The sequence below is a fragment of the Thermopirellula anaerolimosa genome (genome assembly GCF_054657335.1).
The window spans coordinates 924698-944892 of sequence record NZ_BAAHYX010000006.1 but is presented as its reverse complement, the minus strand read 5'-3'; the positions used below and the strand labels follow the sequence as shown (position 1 = coordinate 944892).

Annotated in this window: 12 protein-coding genes; 8 read left to right on the top strand and 4 right to left on the bottom strand. The window is 60.8% G+C overall.

The genetic code is table 11. From position 1 onward, the window contains the following. Nucleotides 1-60 precede the first annotated feature (60 nt). From ACYQ6J_RS09620 to ACYQ6J_RS09600, 5 genes are all read left to right on the top strand, one after another. On the top strand, nt 61-2367 hold the full coding sequence (locus ACYQ6J_RS09620; RefSeq protein WP_460183964.1) for a hypothetical protein: 2307 nt from the start codon (nt 61-63) through the stop codon (nt 2365-2367). A 74-nt stretch (nt 2368-2441) separates the two neighbouring features. After that, the gene (locus ACYQ6J_RS09615) at nt 2442-3872 is read left to right on the top strand and encodes an amidohydrolase family protein (RefSeq protein ID WP_460183963.1); all 1431 of its coding nucleotides are present in this window, start codon (nt 2442-2444) and stop codon (nt 3870-3872) included. A 48-nt stretch (nt 3873-3920) separates the two neighbouring features. After that, complete coding sequence (locus ACYQ6J_RS09610) at nt 3921-5840, top strand: right-handed parallel beta-helix repeat-containing protein (protein WP_460183962.1); 1920 nt, start codon at nt 3921-3923, stop codon at nt 5838-5840. A gap of 182 nt (nt 5841-6022) precedes the next feature. Then, a complete protein-coding gene (gene hemB / locus ACYQ6J_RS09605) occupies nt 6023-7060 on the top strand; it encodes a porphobilinogen synthase (RefSeq protein ID WP_460183961.1) in 1038 nt (345 codons plus the stop codon). Nucleotides 7061-7329: 269 nt separating this feature from the next. Further along, entirely contained in the window at nt 7330-9096 is a 1767-nt protein-coding gene (locus tag ACYQ6J_RS09600) for a B12-binding domain-containing radical SAM protein (RefSeq protein ID WP_460183960.1), read from the top strand. Nucleotides 9097-9187: 91 nt separating this feature from the next. Here ACYQ6J_RS09600 and ACYQ6J_RS09595 read toward each other — a convergent pair whose 3' ends face one another. The 4 genes from ACYQ6J_RS09595 to ACYQ6J_RS09580 form a co-directional block, all read right to left on the bottom strand. Further along, complete coding sequence (locus ACYQ6J_RS09595) at nt 9188-10519, bottom strand: alkaline phosphatase family protein (RefSeq protein ID WP_460183959.1); 1332 nt, start codon at nt 10517-10519, stop codon at nt 9188-9190. 358 nt (nt 10520-10877) lie between these two features. Further along, nucleotides 10878-11903 (bottom strand): hypothetical protein, encoded by a 1026-nt coding sequence (locus ACYQ6J_RS09590; protein ID WP_460183958.1) that lies wholly within the window; start codon nt 11901-11903, stop codon nt 10878-10880. 69 nt (nt 11904-11972) lie between these two features. Next, nucleotides 11973-13739, bottom strand: coding sequence for a hypothetical protein (locus tag ACYQ6J_RS09585; RefSeq protein ID WP_460183957.1), 1767 nt, complete (start codon nt 13737-13739; stop codon nt 11973-11975). Further along, a complete protein-coding gene (locus ACYQ6J_RS09580; protein ID WP_460183956.1) occupies nt 13736-15055 on the bottom strand; it encodes a MotA/TolQ/ExbB proton channel family protein in 1320 nt (439 codons plus the stop codon). The genes ACYQ6J_RS09585 and ACYQ6J_RS09580 overlap by 4 nt, the downstream gene beginning before the upstream one ends. Before the next feature lie 429 nt (nt 15056-15484). Between ACYQ6J_RS09580 and bioB the strand changes: the two genes are divergently transcribed. From bioB to leuC, 3 genes are all read left to right on the top strand, one after another. Further along, nucleotides 15485-16513 (top strand): biotin synthase BioB, encoded by a 1029-nt coding sequence (gene bioB, locus ACYQ6J_RS09575; protein ID WP_460183955.1) that lies wholly within the window; start codon nt 15485-15487, stop codon nt 16511-16513. Between the two features lie 200 nt (nt 16514-16713). Further along, nucleotides 16714-18465, top strand: a complete 1752-nt coding sequence (locus ACYQ6J_RS09570) for a serine/threonine protein kinase (protein ID WP_460183954.1) — start codon at nt 16714-16716, stop codon at nt 18463-18465. 264 nt (nt 18466-18729) lie between these two features. Next, complete coding sequence (leuC, locus tag ACYQ6J_RS09565) at nt 18730-20151, top strand: 3-isopropylmalate dehydratase large subunit (RefSeq protein ID WP_460183953.1); 1422 nt, start codon at nt 18730-18732, stop codon at nt 20149-20151. The last annotated feature ends 44 nt before the right edge of the window (nt 20152-20195 follow it).

The following is a 20195-nucleotide window of genomic DNA, read 5'->3' as shown; positions in this document are numbered from 1 at the left end:
CATGCCTGCGAGCGATTTCGGCGGAGATGTTTTTCGGTCGTTGGGCCGTGGAGAAGCGAGATGGGGATGCGATGGATTCGGCTTTTTCTGATGTGCGCGGCGGGGCTCCTGGTCGGCATGGACTCGCGCGCAGTCGCGGACGAAAACATCCTTCCGGTCGGCCCGAATCCCGACGCATTGAGCTTGCCCCACTTTCCGGACGCGGCTCACGCCGTGATTTGGCGGAATTGGGGACTGGTATCCGCGGATGATCTTGGCCAAGTCTTAGGGACCTCCGGCGATGAAGTCCGCGAGGTCGCCGCGGCCATGGGTTTGCCTCCGCGCGACGTTTCCTCCGACCTTTTCCGGCGTCGCGGCTACATCACGCTGATTCGGCGGAACTGGCACCTTCTGCCTTACGACCAGCTCCTGCAACTGCTCGATATGACGCCGCAGGAATTGGCGTACGTCCTGCGGGAGGACGACTTCCTCTTCGTCAAGCTCGGCAATCTGAAGCCCAAGTGCGAAACGGTTCGCCTGATGCCTCGGACGCCCCCGGTTCAACAAGCCGAGACCCGCATCCGCGCGATCCTGGCCAAGCATCGGGCCGAGAGTGACGGAGTCGCGGAAGAACCGAGATTCGCATTCGTGGACGAATTGTCGCGGCCCGAACGACCCGTCACGGTGGCGCCGCCGGACAGAATTCGGCAAGGATTGCGACTGATCTATTCCTACTTTGCGCCGTACGGCGATCCGCTCATGCACCCCGAGTTGAATCCCTATCCGGACGGTTTGCTCCAACGCTTGTCGGATTTGGGCATCAACGGCGTTTGGATGCACGTTGTGCTGCGGAATTTGGCGCGTGGCGGCGAGGATTTTCCCGAGTTCGGCGAGGGGTGCGAAACTCGGCTGCGCAACCTGCAAATGCTGGCAGCGCGGGCGAAACGCCACGGCATCGGCATCTATCTCTATATCAACGAACCCCGGGCAATGCCGCATGCGTTTTTCGCCGACCGTCCGGACATGGCGGGCGTGAAGGAGGGCGAGTTCACGGCGATGTGTACATCGAACCCGCAGGTGCAAGCCTGGCTCCGCAATGCGCTGACGCACGTCTTTCGCCGAGTCCCGGACCTGGCCGGCGTGTTTACGATCACCGCTTCCGAGAACCTCACGAACTGCGCCTCGCATTTTCATCGACAAGAGTGCCCCCGCTGCGCAGCGCGAACCGACGACGAGATCATTGCGGAGGTCAATCGCCTCGTCGAACAAGGCGTTCACGCCGGAAATCCGGAGGCTCGCGTGATCGTTTGGGATTGGGGTTGGCACGGACATCAGGACGCATCCTCCCTGATCCCGCTGTTGCCGAAGTCGGTCTGGTTGATGTCCGTCAGCGAATGGTCGCAACCTTTCGAGCGAGGCGGAGTTCGCGGCACGGTCGGCGAGTATTGCATTTCTGTGCCCGGTCCGGGACCGCGCGCCGTTCGCCACTGGGAACTGGCTCGCCGACTCGGTTTGAAGACGGCGGCCAAGGTCCAATTCAACTTGACTTGGGAACTTTCCACCGTGCCGTTCTTGCCCGTTGCGGACCTGGTGGCCGAGCATTGTGCCAATTTGAACCGTCAGGAAATCGACGGCATGATGTTGACGTGGACGTTGGGGGGGTATCCATCGCCCAATTTGGCCGTGGCATCGCGATTCGCGGCAAACAAGGAAGCGACGTCGGACGAAGTCTTGGACGCCGTGTCCGCGGAGCGTTACGGTTCCAAGGCGGCTCCGCAAATTCGCCGAGCTTGGGCGTCCTTCAGTCGGGCGTTTCGCGAATACCCGTACAGCGGCCAAGTCGTCTATAACGGTCCTCAACACATGGGGCCGGCGAACTTGCTATGGCTGCGACCGAGCGGTTATCGAGCCACCATGACGGGATTGCCGTATGACGATTTGAAGGGCTGGCGCGGCCCGTATCCCGAGGAGGTCTTTGCATCTCAATGGGAAAAACTGGTAAACGGTTGGCGTGAGGGGTTGGACGAATTTCGGGCAGCGGGCGATTTGACGGACCCTGACAAGCGAGCGAATTTCGAAGGCGACCTGCGAGTGGCGGAGGCGGCATATCTTCACTTCGCCTCCGTCCGCAACCAGGTGCGGTTCGTCATGCTGCGGAACGCGTGGCTGGAGGCGGCGTCCGACTCGGCGTCGCGACGTGAATTGCAGAGCAAGCTTCGGACCGTCGTGGAAGAGGAATTGGCGGCGGCAAGACGGCTTTTCGTCCTGGCCTCGGCCGATTCCAGGCTGGGGTTCGAGGCCTCCAACCATTATTTCTACGTTCCCGGTGATTTGTTGGAAAAGATTGTCAACTGCGAAGATGTCTTGTCGGAGCTGAACGTCCCCTAGCGAAGCAGGCAGGACCGTCGTTCCGCCGTCGGCGACGCCGGTTTGCACGGCCCAAACCTACGGGAGGATGCGTGATGTCACCCAATGAAGAAATATCGCGTCGCGACGGTCTGAAGGGGTTGGGCGTCTTGGGGACCGCGGCTTTCTGCGGCGGGGTTGCGACTGGGTCAACGGCGGGCGAATCGACCAAGATCGCCGATCCCAAGTCAGGGACCGCAATTCGGGATGCGGTCATGGGCGCGCCTCTGATTGATACTCACGAACACCTGCCGGACGAGCAGGATTGCTTGCAAGGTCCCGGCGGCGGACCGAGCGAAGATTGGACCGTCATCTTGCGCCATTACCTCGATTCCGATCTCCGCGCGGCCGGAATGACGCAACAGGAGTATGCCCGATTCTTCAAGGAACCTTTGGATCCGGCGGCGAAGTGGAACGTGCTGGCGCCGTATTGGCTCGCCGTGAAGAATACCGGTTACGGTCGCGCTGTGCGGATCGCTATGGAAGAACTCTACGGGATATCCGATTTGTCCGCGAGCACGGTGGAAGCGGTGGCCGATGCCTACCGAAAAACACGATCCCCGGGTTTTTACGGGCGAATCCTTCAGGAGAAGGCCGGCATCGAGTCGTGCCAAGTAAATACCGGCACTTTCCGGGAATCGAAGCAACCCCGGTTTCTTTTCCAAGACCTCAGCATCGTGGGTATGTTCGCCGGTCCGGACCTGAAATCATTCGGAGGTCCGCCCGGCATCGAGGTCCGGTCGTTGGCCGACTGGCACCGCGTCATCGACTGGTGGTTCGACAAGTATGCGCGGTATGCCGTAGCGGTGAAGAGTCAGGACGCCTATCGTCGCAATATCGACTATCAACCCACTCCGCCCGAACAAGCGGAAGGACCTTTCGCCAAACATTTGCGAGGCGATCCGCTTTCGCTCGAAGAACGCAAGACGATCGAAGACCATCTGTTCTGGTACGCCGTCGGCAAGGCGACGGAGCACAATCTGCCGGTCAAGCTTCACACCGGTTACTACGCAGGCGACAACTACATGCCTTTGTCCCGCGTCGCGCGGAACGCGGAAGCGGCTTGCGATTTGTGTCGCGCATCGCCGACCACGCGATTCGTGTTCATGCACATTTGCTATCCGTATTACGAGGACTTGATCAGCGTCGCCAAGCACTATACGAATGCGTATGTGGACATGTGCTGGTCGTGGATCATCAATCCCGTGGCGGCGAAGGATTTCTTGAAGAAGTATCTGGTGACGGCGCCGGCCAATAAGATATTCACGTTTGGGGGGGACTACTTCGTCGTGGAACCGGTGCTCGGTCACGCCGCGATTGCCCGGCGCGGAATCGCCTTGGCGCTGGAGGAACTCGTGCAGGAGGGCTGGATATCTCAGGAGGACGCTTTAGGACTTATCCCGCCCGTTATGCACGAGAATGCCCGCGAGTTTTTCCGGTTGAAAGAAAAGGCACAAGTCCTGCAATCCGCCCCCTGGGTATCGTAAGATGCGGCTGAAATCTCGCCGGCAAACAACAAGAGGAGCCAAGCAACCATGAAGTCATTCCGGTTCATTCTGATCATCGCGGTCGGTTGTGCCGTTTCGGCCGTGCCGGCAAAACTCGATGCCCGGGAATATCACGTCGCGGTCAACGGCGACGATTCCCTCCCCGGCACGGTAGCGCAGCCCTTGCGGACAATCTCGGCCGCGGCGGAAAAGGCCCAACCCGGCGACGTGATTACGGTGCACTCGGGAGTGTACCGCGAATGGGTGCGTCCTCCGCGCGGCGGATCATCGGAGGAAATGCGGATCGTTTATCAGGCCGCGCCCCATGAGGAGGTATGGATCAAGGGTTCCGAAGTCGTCAAGGATTGGACGCCCGAGGGCGACGGTGTTTGGAAGGTGATTCTGCCCAATACGTTTTTCGGCGACTACAACCCTTACGCGGACAAGATCGTGGGCGACTGGTTTTCCGATCGCGGCCGAGTTCATCACACGGGCGAGGTCTATCTCAACGGCAAGTCGCTTTTCGAAGTGCCTTCATTGGAAGCACTGAGGCGGCCTGAACCGCTGCGCGACGCCGTGGATGCCGAGGCCTCAACCTATCAGTGGTATGCCGAAGTCGGCGAGAACGAAACCGTCATCTACGCGCAATTCCACGACTTCGATCCCAACCAAGAACTCGTCGAGATCAACGTTCGTCCCGCTTGCTTTTATCCAACGCAAACGGGAATCGACTACATCACGGTTCGCGGCTTTCGCATGAGCCAAGCGGCCACGCAATGGGCGGCGCCCACCGCGGAGCAAATCGGCCTGATCGGCACCTTTTGGAGCAAAGGTTGGATCATCGAAGATAACGTCATTAGCCATTCTAAATGCACGGCGATCACGTTGGGAAAGGATCGCGCTAGCGGGCATAACGCGTGGTTGGCCGAGCCGGACAAACCCGGCCATGTGGTGTACAACGAGGTCGTGGTCCGCGCCATCCAAAACGGTTGGAGCAAGGAACGCATCGGCTCGCACATCGTGCGGAATAACGTGATTCACGATTGCGAACAGGCGGGCATTTGCGGCAGCATGGGCTGCGCCTTTAGCGAGGTCAGCGGCAATCACATCTACAACATCTGGGTCAAACGCCAATTCGACGGCGCGGAAATCGCGGCCATCAAGTTTCACGGTGCCGTCGATACCGTTATCCGCGGGAACTGCCTCCACGATTCACAGAAAGGCCTGTGGTTGGACTGGATGACGCAAGGGACGCGAGTCAGCGAGAACCTCTTCTTCAACAACGTACGGATGGACCTTTTCGTCGAAGTCAATCATGGGCCGTTCCTGGTGGACAACAACCTGTTCCTCTCTCCCGCGGCCCTGCTCGATATGTCGCAAGGCGGCGCGTACGTGCACAACATTTTCGCGGGACGTCTGACGGTGCGACCCGAGCCGAGGCGTGATACCCCGTTCTTCAAGCCTCACTCCACGGAAATCGTCGGTCTGGCATTCACTCAAAACGGCGACAATCGCTTTTTCAACAACATTTTCGCGGGGCCGCCGGATACCTCCGAGGGAAAACCCGCACCCGAGTATGGGTTGGCGCATTATGCCGCTACGGGCTTTCCCAACCGGGTGGACGGCAACGTCTATTGGCGTGGCGCGACACCTTACCCGCAAGAGTATTCGGCAATTCGGGAGGCCACCTTCGATCCCGGTTTCCATGTTACTGTGGAAGAGGACGGCATCTATTGGGAGTTTCGCTATACTCCCGCCGTGGCAAACGCCGCCTGTCCGCCGGTAAACAGCGAACGCCTGGGGCTCACGGCAATCGCGAAGGCCCCGTTCGATTCGGCCGACGGTTCCGCGGCAGCAGTGACGTCGGATTATTTTGGGGTGCCGCGCGATGCGGAACGCTCAACGCCGGGACCGTTCGAATTTCGCGGCACTTGGCCTACGAAAATGCGCCTTTGGCCCAGAGATTGATGACGATTCGGATTTAAGCGAATCCGGATACATCGGCAGGGCTTCCGTCATTCGCACGGGAAGTGTCGCGGCGGTCATCCGTGAAGAATCAGGATGACGTTCCCGTAAACCAGGCGCCGGGCGGCGATCAATCGTAGATCCGCGCTGTTGTTTGTGAAGATGCTTTATGAGGATGCGAGCCTATGTTCCTCGATGACGGTGGGCGCGTTCGGCCGGAACGGCCTGCTCCGGGCCAATTCCCGACGGTGAGAATGCGGCGACTCCGCTACCATCCGGGGGTTCGCCGGTTGGTGCAAGCGGTTCGACCGGACCCCGCGCGCTGGATTCAGCCGCTCTTCGTCCACGACAGAGACGCAGAAAAGAGGCCGATCGCCTCCATGCCCGGCCAATTCCAATTGTCGCTGGATCATCTCGCGGAAGAGGCCGAGGAAGCCTATCAATTGGGTTTGGGCGGCGTGATCCTCTTCGGCATTCCAAGTCGCAAGGACGAATCGGGTTGCGATGCGCTCGACGAAAGCGGCTTGATTTGTCGAGCGGTTCGCAAGATCAAGGAAGCGACTCCGGACTTGCTGACGATCACGGATTTGTGTTTTTGCGAATACACGGACCACGGGCATTGCGGGCGATTGGGGCAAGCCGGGACGCAGGTCACGGTAGACAATGACGCGACGTTGGAGCTTTTGGGGAGGCAGGCGGTGCTCCACGCCCAAGCGGGCGCCGATGTGATTGCACCTAGCGGCATGATGGACGGGATGGTGGCGGCGATTCGCAGGGCGTTGGACTCGGCCGGATTCATCCATGTGCCGATCATGAGTTATTCCGCCAAATATGCCGGACCTTTCTACGGGCCGTTTCGAGATGCCGCCGAGAGCGCCCCGCAGTTCGGCGACCGGCGGAGTTATCAAATGGATCCCGCGTCGTCCGTGGGGCAAGCCCTCCGCGAAGTCGAACTGGATTTGGCGGAAGGGGCCGACATGGTGATGGTCAAACCGGCCTTGGCCTACCTGGACGTCATTCGACAGGTCCGCGACCGCTTTCCCGGCGTACCCTTGGCGGCGTACAACGTGTCGGGCGAATACAGCATGGTCATGGCGGCGGCAGCGGCGGGTTGGATTGACGGACCGGCGGTGATTCGCGAGATACTGACCTCCATCCATCGAGCGGGGGCCGACATCATCTTGACTTACTGGGCCAAGGAAGCCGCCCGGCAGTTTTGCTGAAAACACGCCCGGCGTCATACGGCGGTGCCTTGCGTGCTGGGCCGAGATAGCCCGGCTTGCAGGACGCACGTCCCGACACTCTCCACGGCATCCGGGCTTGTCGCCTCGAGTATACTTTCCAAAAGAGCGGACGCACCGCCCTGACGGGCTTCGCTTCTTGCAAGGCGAACGCCACGCCGCGTTGAAAGACGCCGGATACCCGGCCGCGCGAATATCCCGCGGTTGTTCCGGGTTGAGTCAATATCCTTGAACGCGAACCGGTTGGTATTGTGAAGGTTCTGTTGCTGCAATTGCCGATTCCTCCCTTCGGTCCCGAGGCCGTGCGGGGCAATGTCCCCTTGGCTGCGGCTTACCTGAAGCTCTATGCCCGGCGGGTGGAAGGCATCGCGGCGGAGGTCGAGATCCTTTCCTCGCCGCGCACCGACGGTTGGGGGGACGCGGCCATTGTGCGTGCCGTCGCGGACCGGCGTCCGGACGTTCTGGGGCTTTCGTGCTACCTCTGGAATATCGAAAGGTCACTCTACCTGGCGGAACAGGTCAAGCGCTTGCTGCCGAATATCCGCGTGGTCCTCGGCGGACCCGAGATTACCGCGGACAATGCTTGGGTTCTGGCGCATCCGGCGGTCGATTATGCGGTGATGGGGGAGGGTGAGCAGACCTTTGCCGATTTGCTCCGATATTGGACCGAAACCGGCGACGGAAAAGGCGCCGAACCGGAGATCGCGGGCTTATGGAGTCGACGAAGGCAGGAGATTCCCCCGCCGCGACCTCAACTGGCCCATCTGAATGACATCGGTCGCGTTTACTTGGACGGCGTTCTCGACGCCGGAGTTTACGACAGTCTATTCCTGGAGACCATCCGCGGTTGCGTCTTCAAGTGCGGTTTCTGCTTCTATCCCAAAAGTTTCGATCGCCTGGCGTATATGGACGCCGAACTGGTGTCGGCCAATTTGGCGGAGGCCCGGCGGTCCGGCGTCTCCGAGGTCTTTCTCCTCGATCCTACGCTGAACCAGCGACGGGATTTCACGGAATTCTTGAAGCTGCTGGTAGAGGGAAACGGCGATCGTTCGTTCACGTATTCCGCGGAATTGCGAGCGGAGGGCATTCGCGAGGAACACGCTCGCCTCATGGCCGAGGCCGGATTTGCGGAGGTCGAATTGGGACTACAGTCCGTTGATCGCACGGCCCAGGCCTTGATGCATCGAACGGTGAACCTGCCGGCATTCGAGCGAGGCGTGCGGGCGATGTTGGAAGCGGGCATTCGCACGCGTGTGGATTTGATCGTCGGCTTGCCCGGGGACACTGCCGATTCCGTCCGCCGCGGCTTGGAATACCTGGCGCGATCGGGGCTGTATAGCGAGATTCAAGTGTTCCGGTTGGCGGTGCTGCCGGGAACGGATTTTCGGCGTCGGCATCGCGAGTTGGGACTCGAGTTTCAACCTCACCCACCGTACCACGTTTTTCGGACGCCCACCCTCTCGGGCGAAGAGATCGCGGATTTGATGCGGGAGGCGGAGTCGCTGTTCGGCACCGACTTCGACCCGATTCCCAACGTCCCTCCGCCGGAATCTTGCGATGGTGCGACCGAGGTTGATCCGTCCCGCCGCGGAACGCAATGGGTGATCGATCTGGATTCATCCCCGCCGGCCTTGTCGCCCGATACGGTCGGCGTCGCGCACGTTCTGCGGTTCCTGTCGCGCGATTTCTCGCGGCACGGGGCGGCCATGCGTCGCTGGGTGGATTTTGTTCTGGATCGCAATCCCCACTGCACGTTGTGGATCGTGGTGGAACTCGACGAAGGAAGAAAACCGCCGTTAGAGCGCGATCTGGAGTCGCTCCGGGAGGCTTGCTACCGCCGTCCGCTCAGCTATCTCGACTGGTATTTCAGCCTTCAACCGAAGCCGGGCAGAATGGGCGCCAAGCGTCTCATCATTTCGGCACCGCATTCTTTGAAAAGGCGAGTGGAAAGGCTTTGCGGCAGGATCCCTTGGATCGACTTCATCACGCCCGATCCCGCAGCCGCCTCTCGATGTTGACGCAACAAGGGCGGTCGCTTGTCCGCGTTCGGACTTTAGCGACCGCCCGGTCATCTTTGGGATTCATCCGTGCCGCCCGGCGGCGTGGGCGTCACTTGGCGGCGGGCAGCGGCGCGGTCGCTCCGGCTTTGCGAGGCTTCTTGGCTCCCGCCTGCGGTTTAGCGCCTTTGCCGCCGGATGCGGCGGGTCCCGCCTTCTTCGGCGTTTTCGGCCCCACCGCAGGCTTCGTCTCCGGGGCCTTTTGTACCGGTTTGGTCGCCGCCTGCGTCAACGGTTCGCCGTCCAGGGGCGGAGTCAGCTTACCGAGATCGACGCCGAAGCGGGCCAGGATCGTCGGAGCGATATCCTGCCGCATGCCGTTACGTTGGACCAACGGATCATTCGTGCCCAAGAAGACGTACGGCGCGTAACTGTGCCCGGTCTTGCCTTCGTCAAAGCCGTGATCGGCCGTGACATAGACCAGCGTTTGATCGTACAGGCCCAACTCCTTGAGCTTCGCGATGATCTTGCCGGTCCACTCATCGTTCGAGATGAGCGCGTTGTTGTATTCCGCGGAGTTCTCGCCGAAGCGATGGCCGTTGTGATCCACGGATGCAAAGTGGATGAAGAAGAAGAACGGCTTGTCCTTGTACTTTTCCAGCAGTTCCAAGGCCAAGGTGCCGACCTTCTCATCCTCCATCAGGCCGTACTCCCAAACATCGCACGCCTGGTGCATGGTGTAGTACGGGGAGCCTTCGAATACCAGATATTTCTCGCCGTTTTCTTCAACGATTCGGCCGACGACTTGCTTACCGGCGCCGGGTTGAGCGGGTTGTCCTGCGGCACGGCGACCGGTACCGGCATGCGCTTGCTTCGGGCGATCGGCAGGTGCTTGGGTCGCCTGCGGTTTGGGCCCGCCGCTTGGTGCGGCCTGGCGCTGTTGCCGTTGGCGCTCCTGTTGTTGTTGAAGCTGCTCCTGCAACCGGGCGGCCTCCTCGTCCGTCAGCTTGCGCTTGAACGGTTCCCGGATTTCGCCGCAATGCTCCCTTTTGCCGATCGCGGCCGCACAAACGAAATCGGGGCCGAATTGGGCCTTCAGACGCTCGAAGACGCTCAATCCCTTGGGAACGTCGCGAAATCGGGCGTTGCTGTAAACCCCGGTGACCTCCGGGTTGTAGCCCGTGAGAATTTGCGTCCAACCGGCCTTCGTGTCGGTAGCTCCCGTGATAACGTCGATATCCACCAGCGCCCCTTCTTCGCCGAGTTGCTTGAGCGTCGGCAACTCCCCTCTCTGCAAGCACTCTTGCACATGGGCGCGCTGCGCGCCGTCCCATCCGATCAAGATGATGTTGCGCGGCGGACCTTGCCGAGCCTGCTCCGCGCCCGCGCAAGGCAGGGCGAAAAGCAGCGTCATTGCTGCAAGCCAACAAGCCAACCGTCTCATGGTACCCTCCCCAAGAAAGTACTAATCGGGACTCGCCGTAACCCGGACCGCCGGAGTCCCACTCGCGGTGAACGGACTTAAAAATGCCTCTCAATAGTCAGATTTCGACAAGAATCGCAACCCTCCCTATGCTGTTGGCGGGAGGCAGGTTCGGCGGCACACAGCGTGGTAATTGCGGATTTTGCGATACCGAAAATGCGCGACGGAAGACCGTGCGGTAGCGTATTCCGCGTGCGGCCGCTCTTTATACAAGAATGCGTTTGACGCCCCCGGCGCACGCGAGTCCATCGGGAAAACAGAATTTGCCGCAACAACAAAAGGGATTGGTCGCAACGATCCGTTCCCGGATGGCCGACCGTCACTGTGCCGCCGACTTGGAACCGCTTGGGGATCCGGTGATGGGATAACCGTTCGGCAGGGGGCGACCGGCTACGCTGAAACCCTGCTGATGGAGGTAGTCTCGGAGTCTGCGAAAATCCGCGAAGCCGTCCGGGTAGCACCAGATTGTGACGATGGTCTTCTCCGGGCGATAGCCGGCCAAGCGACGGCGGAATTCCGACGTTTCCTGGAGAACATTCTCTGCCGGGTCGCCAATGTCGGCGACGGGTTGCAGGACCCAACGCTTGAGTTGCACCATAGCGCCTTGGACGGATTCGCCGCCGCGGTCCTCCATTTGCACGTTGCGGCGTGCCAAAACGTATTGCAATCGGTAACCGCCCAGCGGTCCGACCGTACCGGACACTTCCGGTACCTCCAGCAAACGATAGATCTTCTGTCTGGCGTCGACCACAAGTTCCTTGAGTAGGCGGTCCAAGGGGATGTACGCCACGCGACCGTTACGGATTTGAAAGTGCAATTCTTCCCCGTCGGCGGGGACGCTGAGCGGAGTCGGATAGTTGACCAGGGTCACGACGGTGTCCGTCTGGATGCTCGCACTCGCCTCCAATTCGCGGCGCAATTGGTCGGCGCGACTTCGTGACTCGATCAGTTGGGTTTGCAGTTCCATCCGTTCCCGATCCCGGTCGGAAGCCTGCGCCGCGCGTTCCTGAACGGCCTTGCCGAGTTGAGCGACCAAACCGGCGAGATTTCGCCGCTCGAACTCCCGTGCCGCGCGATCGAGTTCCACCTGCCGAATCGTCTCGTGGATACGCAGCACGTCCGTCCGCAACGATTCCACGATATTTCTTTGGCGATGAAGCTCTTCCAATTCTCTGGCATACGGTTCCGGTAGTTCCTTGGGCGACGAATCCTGCGGCGGGAGCTTGGACGCGCGAACTCCCACCACCATCACCAAGATGATTAGGATGCCGACGATGTTCGTTACGATGTCCAAGAAGGAATCGTAACCGGCGGTAAGCTCATGCTCTTGTTCCGGAGCCTGCATCCGTGCGTTCCTTGGTTGTTACGCTCGACGCGTGACGCTCGTGCCGCGGGTACTCCTTGCGGACGGCGGCTAACGACCCGCGGCTGACTCGATTTCCAGGCCGCTGTCTTGTAGCAGAATTTGCAATCGACGGAAGACCGGCGCGGCGTCGGGGGCCGTTCGAACGGTCAGGATGGGCCGCCAGTACATCCCGTTTCCGGCGATTCCCCACGACTTCATATACTCGTTCACGCTCGCGATGAGGCGATCGACGGCCGATTCCAAACCCTCTGCGAAGGTGAAGACCCGAGGACGATCCAGTCCCTTTTCCGGTACCAATACGATGCGGTCGGCGTAGCACTCGATCCGGATGGGGCGAGTAACCGGGATCGCACCAGGCTCGTGGCCGACAGCGGCCCAACCGGCACCGCGACTGGCCGCCAAAGGTTTGACATCGGGGTAGCCGCCGACAGCGGTCGAACCTGGGGTTCGCCCTTCCGACGATGTTCCAGACTTTTCGGAAAGTGGATTGCCGTTTTGTGGTCGGGTACCGGTACCGCGGCCCGGTGGTCGCGGCTGAGGATAAAACACGGGGGGATTTCCGGACGCGAGATCTTGGCCGCCGGCCACCTCCTCCGCCCCCCCGCCGCGGCGCCCGGCTTTTGTCGCACCGCCGGCTAGCTCCCCCAGGTCGCTGCCGACGAGCGGATGCGGAGTCGCCGCGGTCGGCCCTGTATCCGTGGGGGAGAGCGGGGTTTCGCCCGCGGTCTTGCCGCCATCCGGTTCCATCAGGGCGGGGAACCCTGCGGAATCGCCGGTCGGACCGTATTGGGGACCATCATCGCCTCCATCGCTTTCACGCACGACACCCCCGAGGTATGGGGATAGGCGGTACTTCGGCGCGCCCTTTCCGTAACGCCCGGGAGCGGCTTTGACCAGCAGGTCCTTGCGTTCGCGGGCGGTCTGGACGGCTTCGCCGACTGCGACCGCCAGTTGCGGCTCAGGCGGAGGATAGGCGATCGTCCAATCAGCCTCGATCAATTCGTATCCGAATTCGGTGCCCCACGAGGTCAGCGCGGCCCGCGCGGCATAAAAGGCTTCGATTCCGTCCGGTCGGACCAAGAGCAAGGGGTAGACGTCGCCCTCCTGCGTAGGATCGACTCGGCCGGATCGCACGAGATACTCGCGAGCCGCGCGGAGGGCGGCATCGAGCGGATTCCCCGGTCCGAGCGGACCGAGGAAATCGGAAAGCACGAACCGGATTCCCTCGGGCTGCAAGATGATCGCATCATCCCGGCATTCGAGATAGATCGGACGGCGCGCCGTGCCGTGTTTTCCCAGGTACGGAACCACGGCGTAGGAGACGGGGCGCGGGGCCGGTTCGTTGCGCTCCGCGAGTTGCCGTTCCAAGGCGTCGATCTCGCGCTGTGCGGCGCGTAGTTGTTCCCGCAACGCTTCTGTGTCGACGTCGGCGCCGGTATTCTCCAGAGACCGAAGTCGTTCTTGGAGGGTTGACAACTCTTCGCGGAGTCGGCGAATCGATTCCTCGCTATGTCCGAGCAAAGCCCGGGCGACGTTCAGTTGCTCCTGGGTTGCCCGGCGTGCCGCCTGAATTTGTTCCTGTTGCCATGCCAGATCTTCGCGAAGACGGCCCAATTCCTCGGGCGAAGGCAGTTCGGCGGTCGGTTCTTGAGCGATCCGACGATGCTCGACTTGCAACCGGACCTGACGGACCAAGACCACCAAAAGCAGAATCAGCGTGCCCATCGTGCAAATGAGCACGGCCAGGAACGGGAAGAGCGAAACCGGATTGCCCTCCCGTCCTTGAATCGAATGGACGAAGGGGCGTCGCGTCATGCGGCCTCGCTTGTGGGACGTATGACATCGGAACGAAAGGCGTCTTCGGCGGACTCCCGCTGCAAGTGGGCGCTCAAGAGGCTGGCGGCGGCAGCCAGGGTGGCCAACGCCTGCTCAAAGTGCTTGGCCGAGGCGATGGCCGTCAAGTTCCGTTGCAGGGCCTCCTCGAGTTTTCGCAACTCCGATCCGCTTCGGGAAAGCGAGATCCAAGCCTCCGTTTGCTCTTGCACGCGAATCGTCAGTTTCTCTAACTGAGCCAGTTGGGCGGAGATCAAGGACTCTCGGCGGCGGATTTCCTCTTGCCACTGGGTCGCGTTGGCCTCTTGGACCTGAGCCAAGTCTTGCGCGAAACCTCGTAGACCGGCCTCCAAGGCGGCGACTAGTTCGTTCCGGAAAGACTCGCCGGCATTACGGACGCTCTGTCGCCAATCCGACTCCACGCGCTGTAGACTTTGTTCCCAAACCTGGACGGAATGACTGGCCCATTCCGCGGCGGCATCGTTCCAGCGGGACAAGGCGTTCCGTACGGCCTCGTTGTCCGAGCCGCCCGCTTTCCGGACGGCGAAGGGTTGCAGGATTTCGTCCTCGGTACGGCGTGTGATGCGGTCGAGCAGGCCGTCCTCCCAGCGTTGCACGAGGAATTGAGCCAGCATCAAAATCATGGACAGCGCCAACGCCAACGCCGTTGTATCGAAGGCCACCGTCAGCCCGGACATGACTAGCGGCAGCGTTTCTTCCAACTCGCTGGGCGAGAGATTGCCCAGGGCCAGCGCAATGCCGACCACGGTTCCCAGAAAGCCCAGGATCGGTACGGCCCAAACGATCAACCGCAGGAGGCCGTAGTCGCGGTACCGTCGCTGGGCCTCTTGCTCGTTCAGAATGACCAAATGTTCCTCGGGCGAGTCGTCGCCGCGAAGCATCGTCTGGAGCACCTGCTTCCATCGCTCCACTACGTAGTCGGTCTGAAAAACCGCCGGAAGTCTATCGAGGTATTCCAAAACGGACCGAGCTTCCTGCTCGACGTCGTCGAGCGGAGCGCGGCGGGGCAGTCGCAGACGCGCAAGTCGCTGGCGTTGGCTCGCAATATTGGAAAAGCGGAGACCCAGCCACGTCAGTCCAAAGAAAAATAGATAGGTCTCAACGTGCTCGATGGGATGGCTTGCCGTGTAGCGGCGGAGGAACTCGATTCCCGGCAGATGCGTGGTCAAGAGCCATTGAAACAACAAGTAGACTGCCGTGCCCCAGATTAGGGGTGAGCCGAGGATCGACTTTCCAATGTGCTTGGGGGTGGGATCGGTGGCCGGTTTTGTCGTCATGGGGCATTGCGTTCCAGCAGACGGGGGACTAACGGCGCCGCGGTCGATCGTGTGAATCAGTCCGCTCAGCCGAGGAGGAAAACGGCGACGGAAAGCGGCGCAGATTCCGAATCCTTGAGGGAACGGAATACCGCGACGCATCTCCGGTCGAATCGCGAAGGGGTAAATACCAGAAACCGATCTTGGCAGTCAATGGGTCTCGGTTGCCTCGCGAGTGTCGGCTTGCCGGGGCGTTCTCTGCGGCGACCTTCTTCCCGAGCCTGGTGGGGCGAAAAATGCCCGGGCGAGGGATCGGTGGGCGACCGGTCGGATTGCGACTAACCGCGGGCCGTTCCCTCGTTGTGCGTCTTGCCGCCGTTGGTCGTTGAGGCACGGCAGCGTACAATACGGAGATGCTTAATCGGTCGATGAGCCTTCGGACTTTGCCCCATGACAACCACTGACGTACTTTTGACTACAGATCGGAACGATGCTTCCTCGCCGTGGCGCGAAATCGCCGAGAAGGCGATAAAGGGAGGACGATTAACCCGAGAAGAGGGGTTGGCCGTTCTGAATTCTCCCGATGAACAGATATTGGACGTGTTGGCGGCGGCCTACCGCGTGCGGCAGCGATTTCACGGCAATTTGGTTCGACTCAATTTGCTCATCAACGCCAAGAGCGGGATATGCGCCGAGGACTGCGCCTATTGCTCGCAATCGCGGATATCCTCGGCCGAAATCAACAAGTATCCGCTGGTGAATCGAGAAGAGCTTTTGCGGGGCGCTCAGGCGGCGGTGGAACGCCAGGCCACGATGTACTGCATAGTCATCGCGGGCCGATCCCCCAAGCCGAGGGAATTGGACGCCATTTGCGGCGTCGTCTGCGAAATCAAATCCCGCTGGAATATCAAAATCTGTGTGTCCCCCGGACTTTTGGATCGTGAGCAGGCTGATCGCTTCAAGGCGGCAGGCGTGGACCGTATCAACCACAATCTCAATACGAGTCGCCGGTTCTACGATCGAATCTGTTCTACGCACTCCTATGAGGACCGGTTGGCCACGCTGCGAGCGGCGAGAGAGGCGGGGTTGGAATTGTGTTGCGGCGGTATCATTGGGATGGGTGAATCCCTCGAGGATGTGGTCGATTTTGCCCTGGAGTTGGGGGAGTTGCGGCCTGAATCGCTGCCGATCAACTTTTTGATACCCATTCCGGGTACGCCTTTAGAGAACCAAGGCGACCTGTCGCCTCTCTATTGTTTGAAAGTGTTATCGCTGCTGCGTTTTGCCAGCCCGCCTTCGAACTTGCGGATTGCCGCGGGTCGCGAACTGCACTTAGGTCCCCTCCAACCGTTGGGATTATTTCCCGCCAACTCGATATTCGTGGGCGATTATCTGACGACGAAGGGCCAACCCCCGGAGGAAGATTACCGGATGATCGAGGCCCTCGGCATGAAGGTGGTCCTTGATCCCCATAGTTGAGGGTTGGCGATACAGCGCGGCGTTAAAGCCGCAAGATCCTTTGCAAACCGTGGAGAGGCTCACGTCTTCCGGGATCATTCGCCGGACCGAGCGTTCAAGAACGTGCGAAGGCGGACGAATATTTGGGGATCGGCGGTGTGTTGCGAATGCGGCCTCGGAAAACGTAGTCGGGGCGACCAACGTAAGTAACCAAAAACGATTTGTTGGAACGTAGGTGGAACGGTTGGTATTTGATGGTCTCCGACTCGCCGAATTCGATACCCGCGGGCGATGAGCCCACGCTCGACCTAGCGCCGCGCGATAGCACGGCGAGCGGGGGAGATTCCGCGTCGCAAGGGCCTGCCAAATCCGCGGAGCCTCGGTGTCCCGCGGTTCGCCTGGTATCGGGATCGTCGGAAGACTGGACGTGCGCACTGCATGAGGCGCTGCATCGCCGCTTGCGTCTGGCCGTGTGGATCATGGCTGCCGGTTTCGCCGTGTTCCTGCCCTGGCAATTTCTGCTTTTTGAACCGCAGGTCGGGTGGGAACGATACAACCTGGTTTTCCATGTCTTGTGCACGGTCTTTCTGACGGGGGCGGGGGCCTGGCTCACCTGGGGAAGGTGTCAGGGCGATTACGGGGTCATTCGTTCGCTGGAATTGGCGGCGTTCGCGGTTCCGGCTTTGTTCTTGGCCTTCGGCTCGTGGTTCGGCATGGCGCATTCCTGTCAGGAGCGAGGCTTTTTCGAGTTCAACAGCGGAAGCTGGATGCTGTTGATCTTCGCCTACGCCCTGTTCATTCCAAACACGGTGCGGCGGGCGGCACTGGTGATCGGGATCCTGGTAGCGGTGCCGATCTTGATTTTGGTAGCGGGTCGGTTATTCCACCCTGACATTGCCCACGCCATGCGGACGGAACACATGACGGTGATTCCGTTGATGTTCTTGGTCTCCGGCATCATGGCGGTGTTGGGCGTCGATTCCATTCAGTCCTTGCGGCGGGAGTCGTTCGAGGCCCACCAATTCGGCCAATACCGACTGCGAGAGCGCTTGGGCGGCGGCGGAATGGGGGAGGTCTACCTGGCGGAGCACGTGCTTTTGAAGCGCCCGTGCGTGGTCAAGTTGATTCGCCCGGAGCGGTTGGGGGATCCTCGAACGTTGGCCCGATTCGAACGCGAGGTTCGCACCACGGCGCGGCTTTCCCACTGGAATACGGTCGAGATTTTCGACTACGGGCTGACCGGCGACGGCGTGTTTTACTACGTGATGGAGTATCTACCCGGCTTGGACTTGGGAGCGATGGTTCGCGAGTTCGGACCGCTTCCGCCCGAGCGGATGATCTTCTTGTTGATTCAGGCGTGCGATTCGATTCGCGAAGCCCATCAATTGGGATTCATTCACCGCGACCTCAAACCGTCGAATATCTTCGTGGCGCAACGGGGCGGGATTTTCGACGTGGTCAAGGTCTTGGATTTCGGATTGGTCAAACCGATCGCGGATATGAAGGACTTGAGTCTCACCGCGGAGGGTTCCGTCACCGGTTCACCCCTTTACATGTCGCCGGAGCAGGCGATGGGGAACACCGATCTCGACGCCCGTAGCGACATTTACTCGTTGGGAGCGGTCGCGTATTTCATGCTGACGGGCCGTCCACCATTCGAGTCCGACAAGCCGATCCGCGTCATTCTTTCCCACGTGCAGGCCGAGGTTGTCTCGCCGCGGCAATTGCGTCCCGATTTGCCCGAGGATTTGACGCGAATCGTGCTCCGCTGTCTGGAAAAGAATCCCGGCGATCGTTTCCAGACGGCGGAAGAGTTGGGTCAAGCCTTGGCCGGATGCAAGGCCGCCGGACTGTGGAGTCGCGAACGGGCCGCCGCATGGTGGAAAGAAAGGCGACTCGATCGTCCTCGCGACGCCGAGACTTTCGATCCCTCGGAACGGCACGCCTCGGCCTTCGACTTGGCCGCCCGTTGATCGCATGGATCGCTCAACCCGGTATGTGGTGAGTGCGACACGGTATCCTGCCCCGTGGGTCCGATCGAAGGTACAATCAAAAGTTTGCCGGGATCTGTTGGGAGGTCCCGCCAAAGTTCGGCCGGCGTAGCCCGGCAGATGAACCCGGCCTGCCGAGGACCTGAGCCTATGACTCGTCGGTCCTCTTTCGTCGGCCGCCGGTTTCTGTGGAATAGAGATCAGCCGATATCTGGGTTTTTCGTCGAAGGATAAGTGTTTCGGACCATGAATTCTCCCGCACGACCTCGGACAACACTCGAGAAGATTTGGGACGAGCATGTCGTTTACGCCGAGGAAGGCAAGCAGGCCATCCTGTACATCGACCTGCATTTGGTGCACGAGGTCACCAGTCCACAGGCCTTCGAGGGATTGCGGTTGGCCGGGCGTAAAGTTCGGCGACCGGAACGGACCGTGGCGACGGTCGATCACAATGTGCCGACGACGGATCGCTCGTTGCCCATCGTCGATCCCATCTCCAAACAGCAGATCGACACACTGCGGCGCAATTGCGAGGAGTTTGGAATTCGGTTGTACGACCTGAACCACGAAAACCAAGGGATCGTGCACGTGATCGGTCCCGAGCTTGGCTTCACCCAGCCCGGCATGACGATCGTTTGCGGGGACAGTCACACGGCTACTCACGGGGCGTTTGGAGCCTTGGCCTTCGGTATCGGTACCAGCGAGGTCGAGCACGTACTGGCTACCCAAACGTTGTTGCAGTACAAGCCCAAGACAATGGAAATCCGCGTCAACGGTCGATTGGGACCGGGCGTGACGGCGAAAGACTTGATACTGTACCTTATCGGCCGTTTAACGACGCGGGGCGGCGTGGGATACGGTTTGGAATACACGGGCGAGGCGATTCGCGCCCTTTCCATGGAAGAGAGAATGACCGTCTGCAACATGTCGATCGAGGCCGGGGCCAGGGCGGGACTGATCGCCCCGGACGAGACGACCTTCCGTTATCTCCGCGGACGCCCCTTCGCGCCGCAAGGCGAGGACTTCGATCGGGCCGTGGAATGCTGGCGGCATTTGCCGAGCGATCCCGGGGCCGTTTACGATCGTTCCCTGGTCTTCGATGCGGGGGAAATCCAACCGCAGGTCACTTGGGGGACCAACCCCGCGCAAGTCGTGGGCGTGAACGACGCCGTGCCGTCGCCTTCGCAATTCGACGATCCGGTAGATCGCAAGGCGGCCGAGGATGCCCTCCGGTACATGGACCTGGAACCGGGCATGCCGATTCGGGAGATTCGGTTGGACAAAGTGTTCATCGGGTCCTGTACGAACGGTCGAATCGAGGATTTGCGAGCGGCGGCGGCCATCGCCAAGGGGCGCCGGGTCGCCCGGCACGTCCACGCGATGGTCGTTCCCGGCAGCGGCCTCGTGAAACGCATGGCGGAGAAAGAGGGCTTGGATCGCATCTTTCGCGATGCAGGCTTCGAATGGCGCGAACCGGGTTGCAGTATGTGCCTGGCCATGAATCCCGATCGGCTGGAACCGGGAGAACGCTGCGCCGCGACTAGCAACCGCAATTTCGAGGGACGGCAGGGACGCGGCGGCCGAACTCATCTGGTTTCGCCCGCCATGGCCGCCGCGGCGGCTATCGCCGGAAAATTCGTGGACATCCGCGCTTGGGACGGTCGTTGACACACCGTGCCGTGATCGCACCGGTCCGATTTTTCCGCCCCGGT

What these genes read in the sequence shown, in the direction of transcription:
- ACYQ6J_RS09615 (WP_460183963.1), top strand. Translation starts at nt 2,442, where the DNA reads ATGTCACCCAATGAAGAAATATCGCGTCGCGACGGTCTGAAGGGGTTG.
- ACYQ6J_RS09595 (WP_460183959.1), bottom strand. Translation starts at nt 10,519, where the DNA reads ATGAGACGGTTGGCTTGTTGGCTTGCAGCAATGACGCTGCTTTTCGCC.
- ACYQ6J_RS09610 (WP_460183962.1), top strand. Translation starts at nt 3,921, where the DNA reads ATGAAGTCATTCCGGTTCATTCTGATCATCGCGGTCGGTTGTGCCGTT.
- hemB (WP_460183961.1), top strand. Translation starts at nt 6,023, where the DNA reads ATGTTCCTCGATGACGGTGGGCGCGTTCGGCCGGAACGGCCTGCTCCG.
- ACYQ6J_RS09585 (WP_460183957.1), bottom strand. Translation starts at nt 13,739, where the DNA reads ATGACGCGACGCCCCTTCGTCCATTCGATTCAAGGACGGGAGGGCAAT.
- ACYQ6J_RS09590 (WP_460183958.1), bottom strand. Translation starts at nt 11,903, where the DNA reads ATGCAGGCTCCGGAACAAGAGCATGAGCTTACCGCCGGTTACGATTCC.
- ACYQ6J_RS09580 (WP_460183956.1), bottom strand. Translation starts at nt 15,055, where the DNA reads ATGACGACAAAACCGGCCACCGATCCCACCCCCAAGCACATTGGAAAG.
- ACYQ6J_RS09620 (WP_460183964.1), top strand. Translation starts at nt 61, where the DNA reads ATGGGGATGCGATGGATTCGGCTTTTTCTGATGTGCGCGGCGGGGCTC.
- bioB (WP_460183955.1), top strand. Translation starts at nt 15,485, where the DNA reads ATGACAACCACTGACGTACTTTTGACTACAGATCGGAACGATGCTTCC.
- leuC (WP_460183953.1), top strand. Translation starts at nt 18,730, where the DNA reads ATGAATTCTCCCGCACGACCTCGGACAACACTCGAGAAGATTTGGGAC.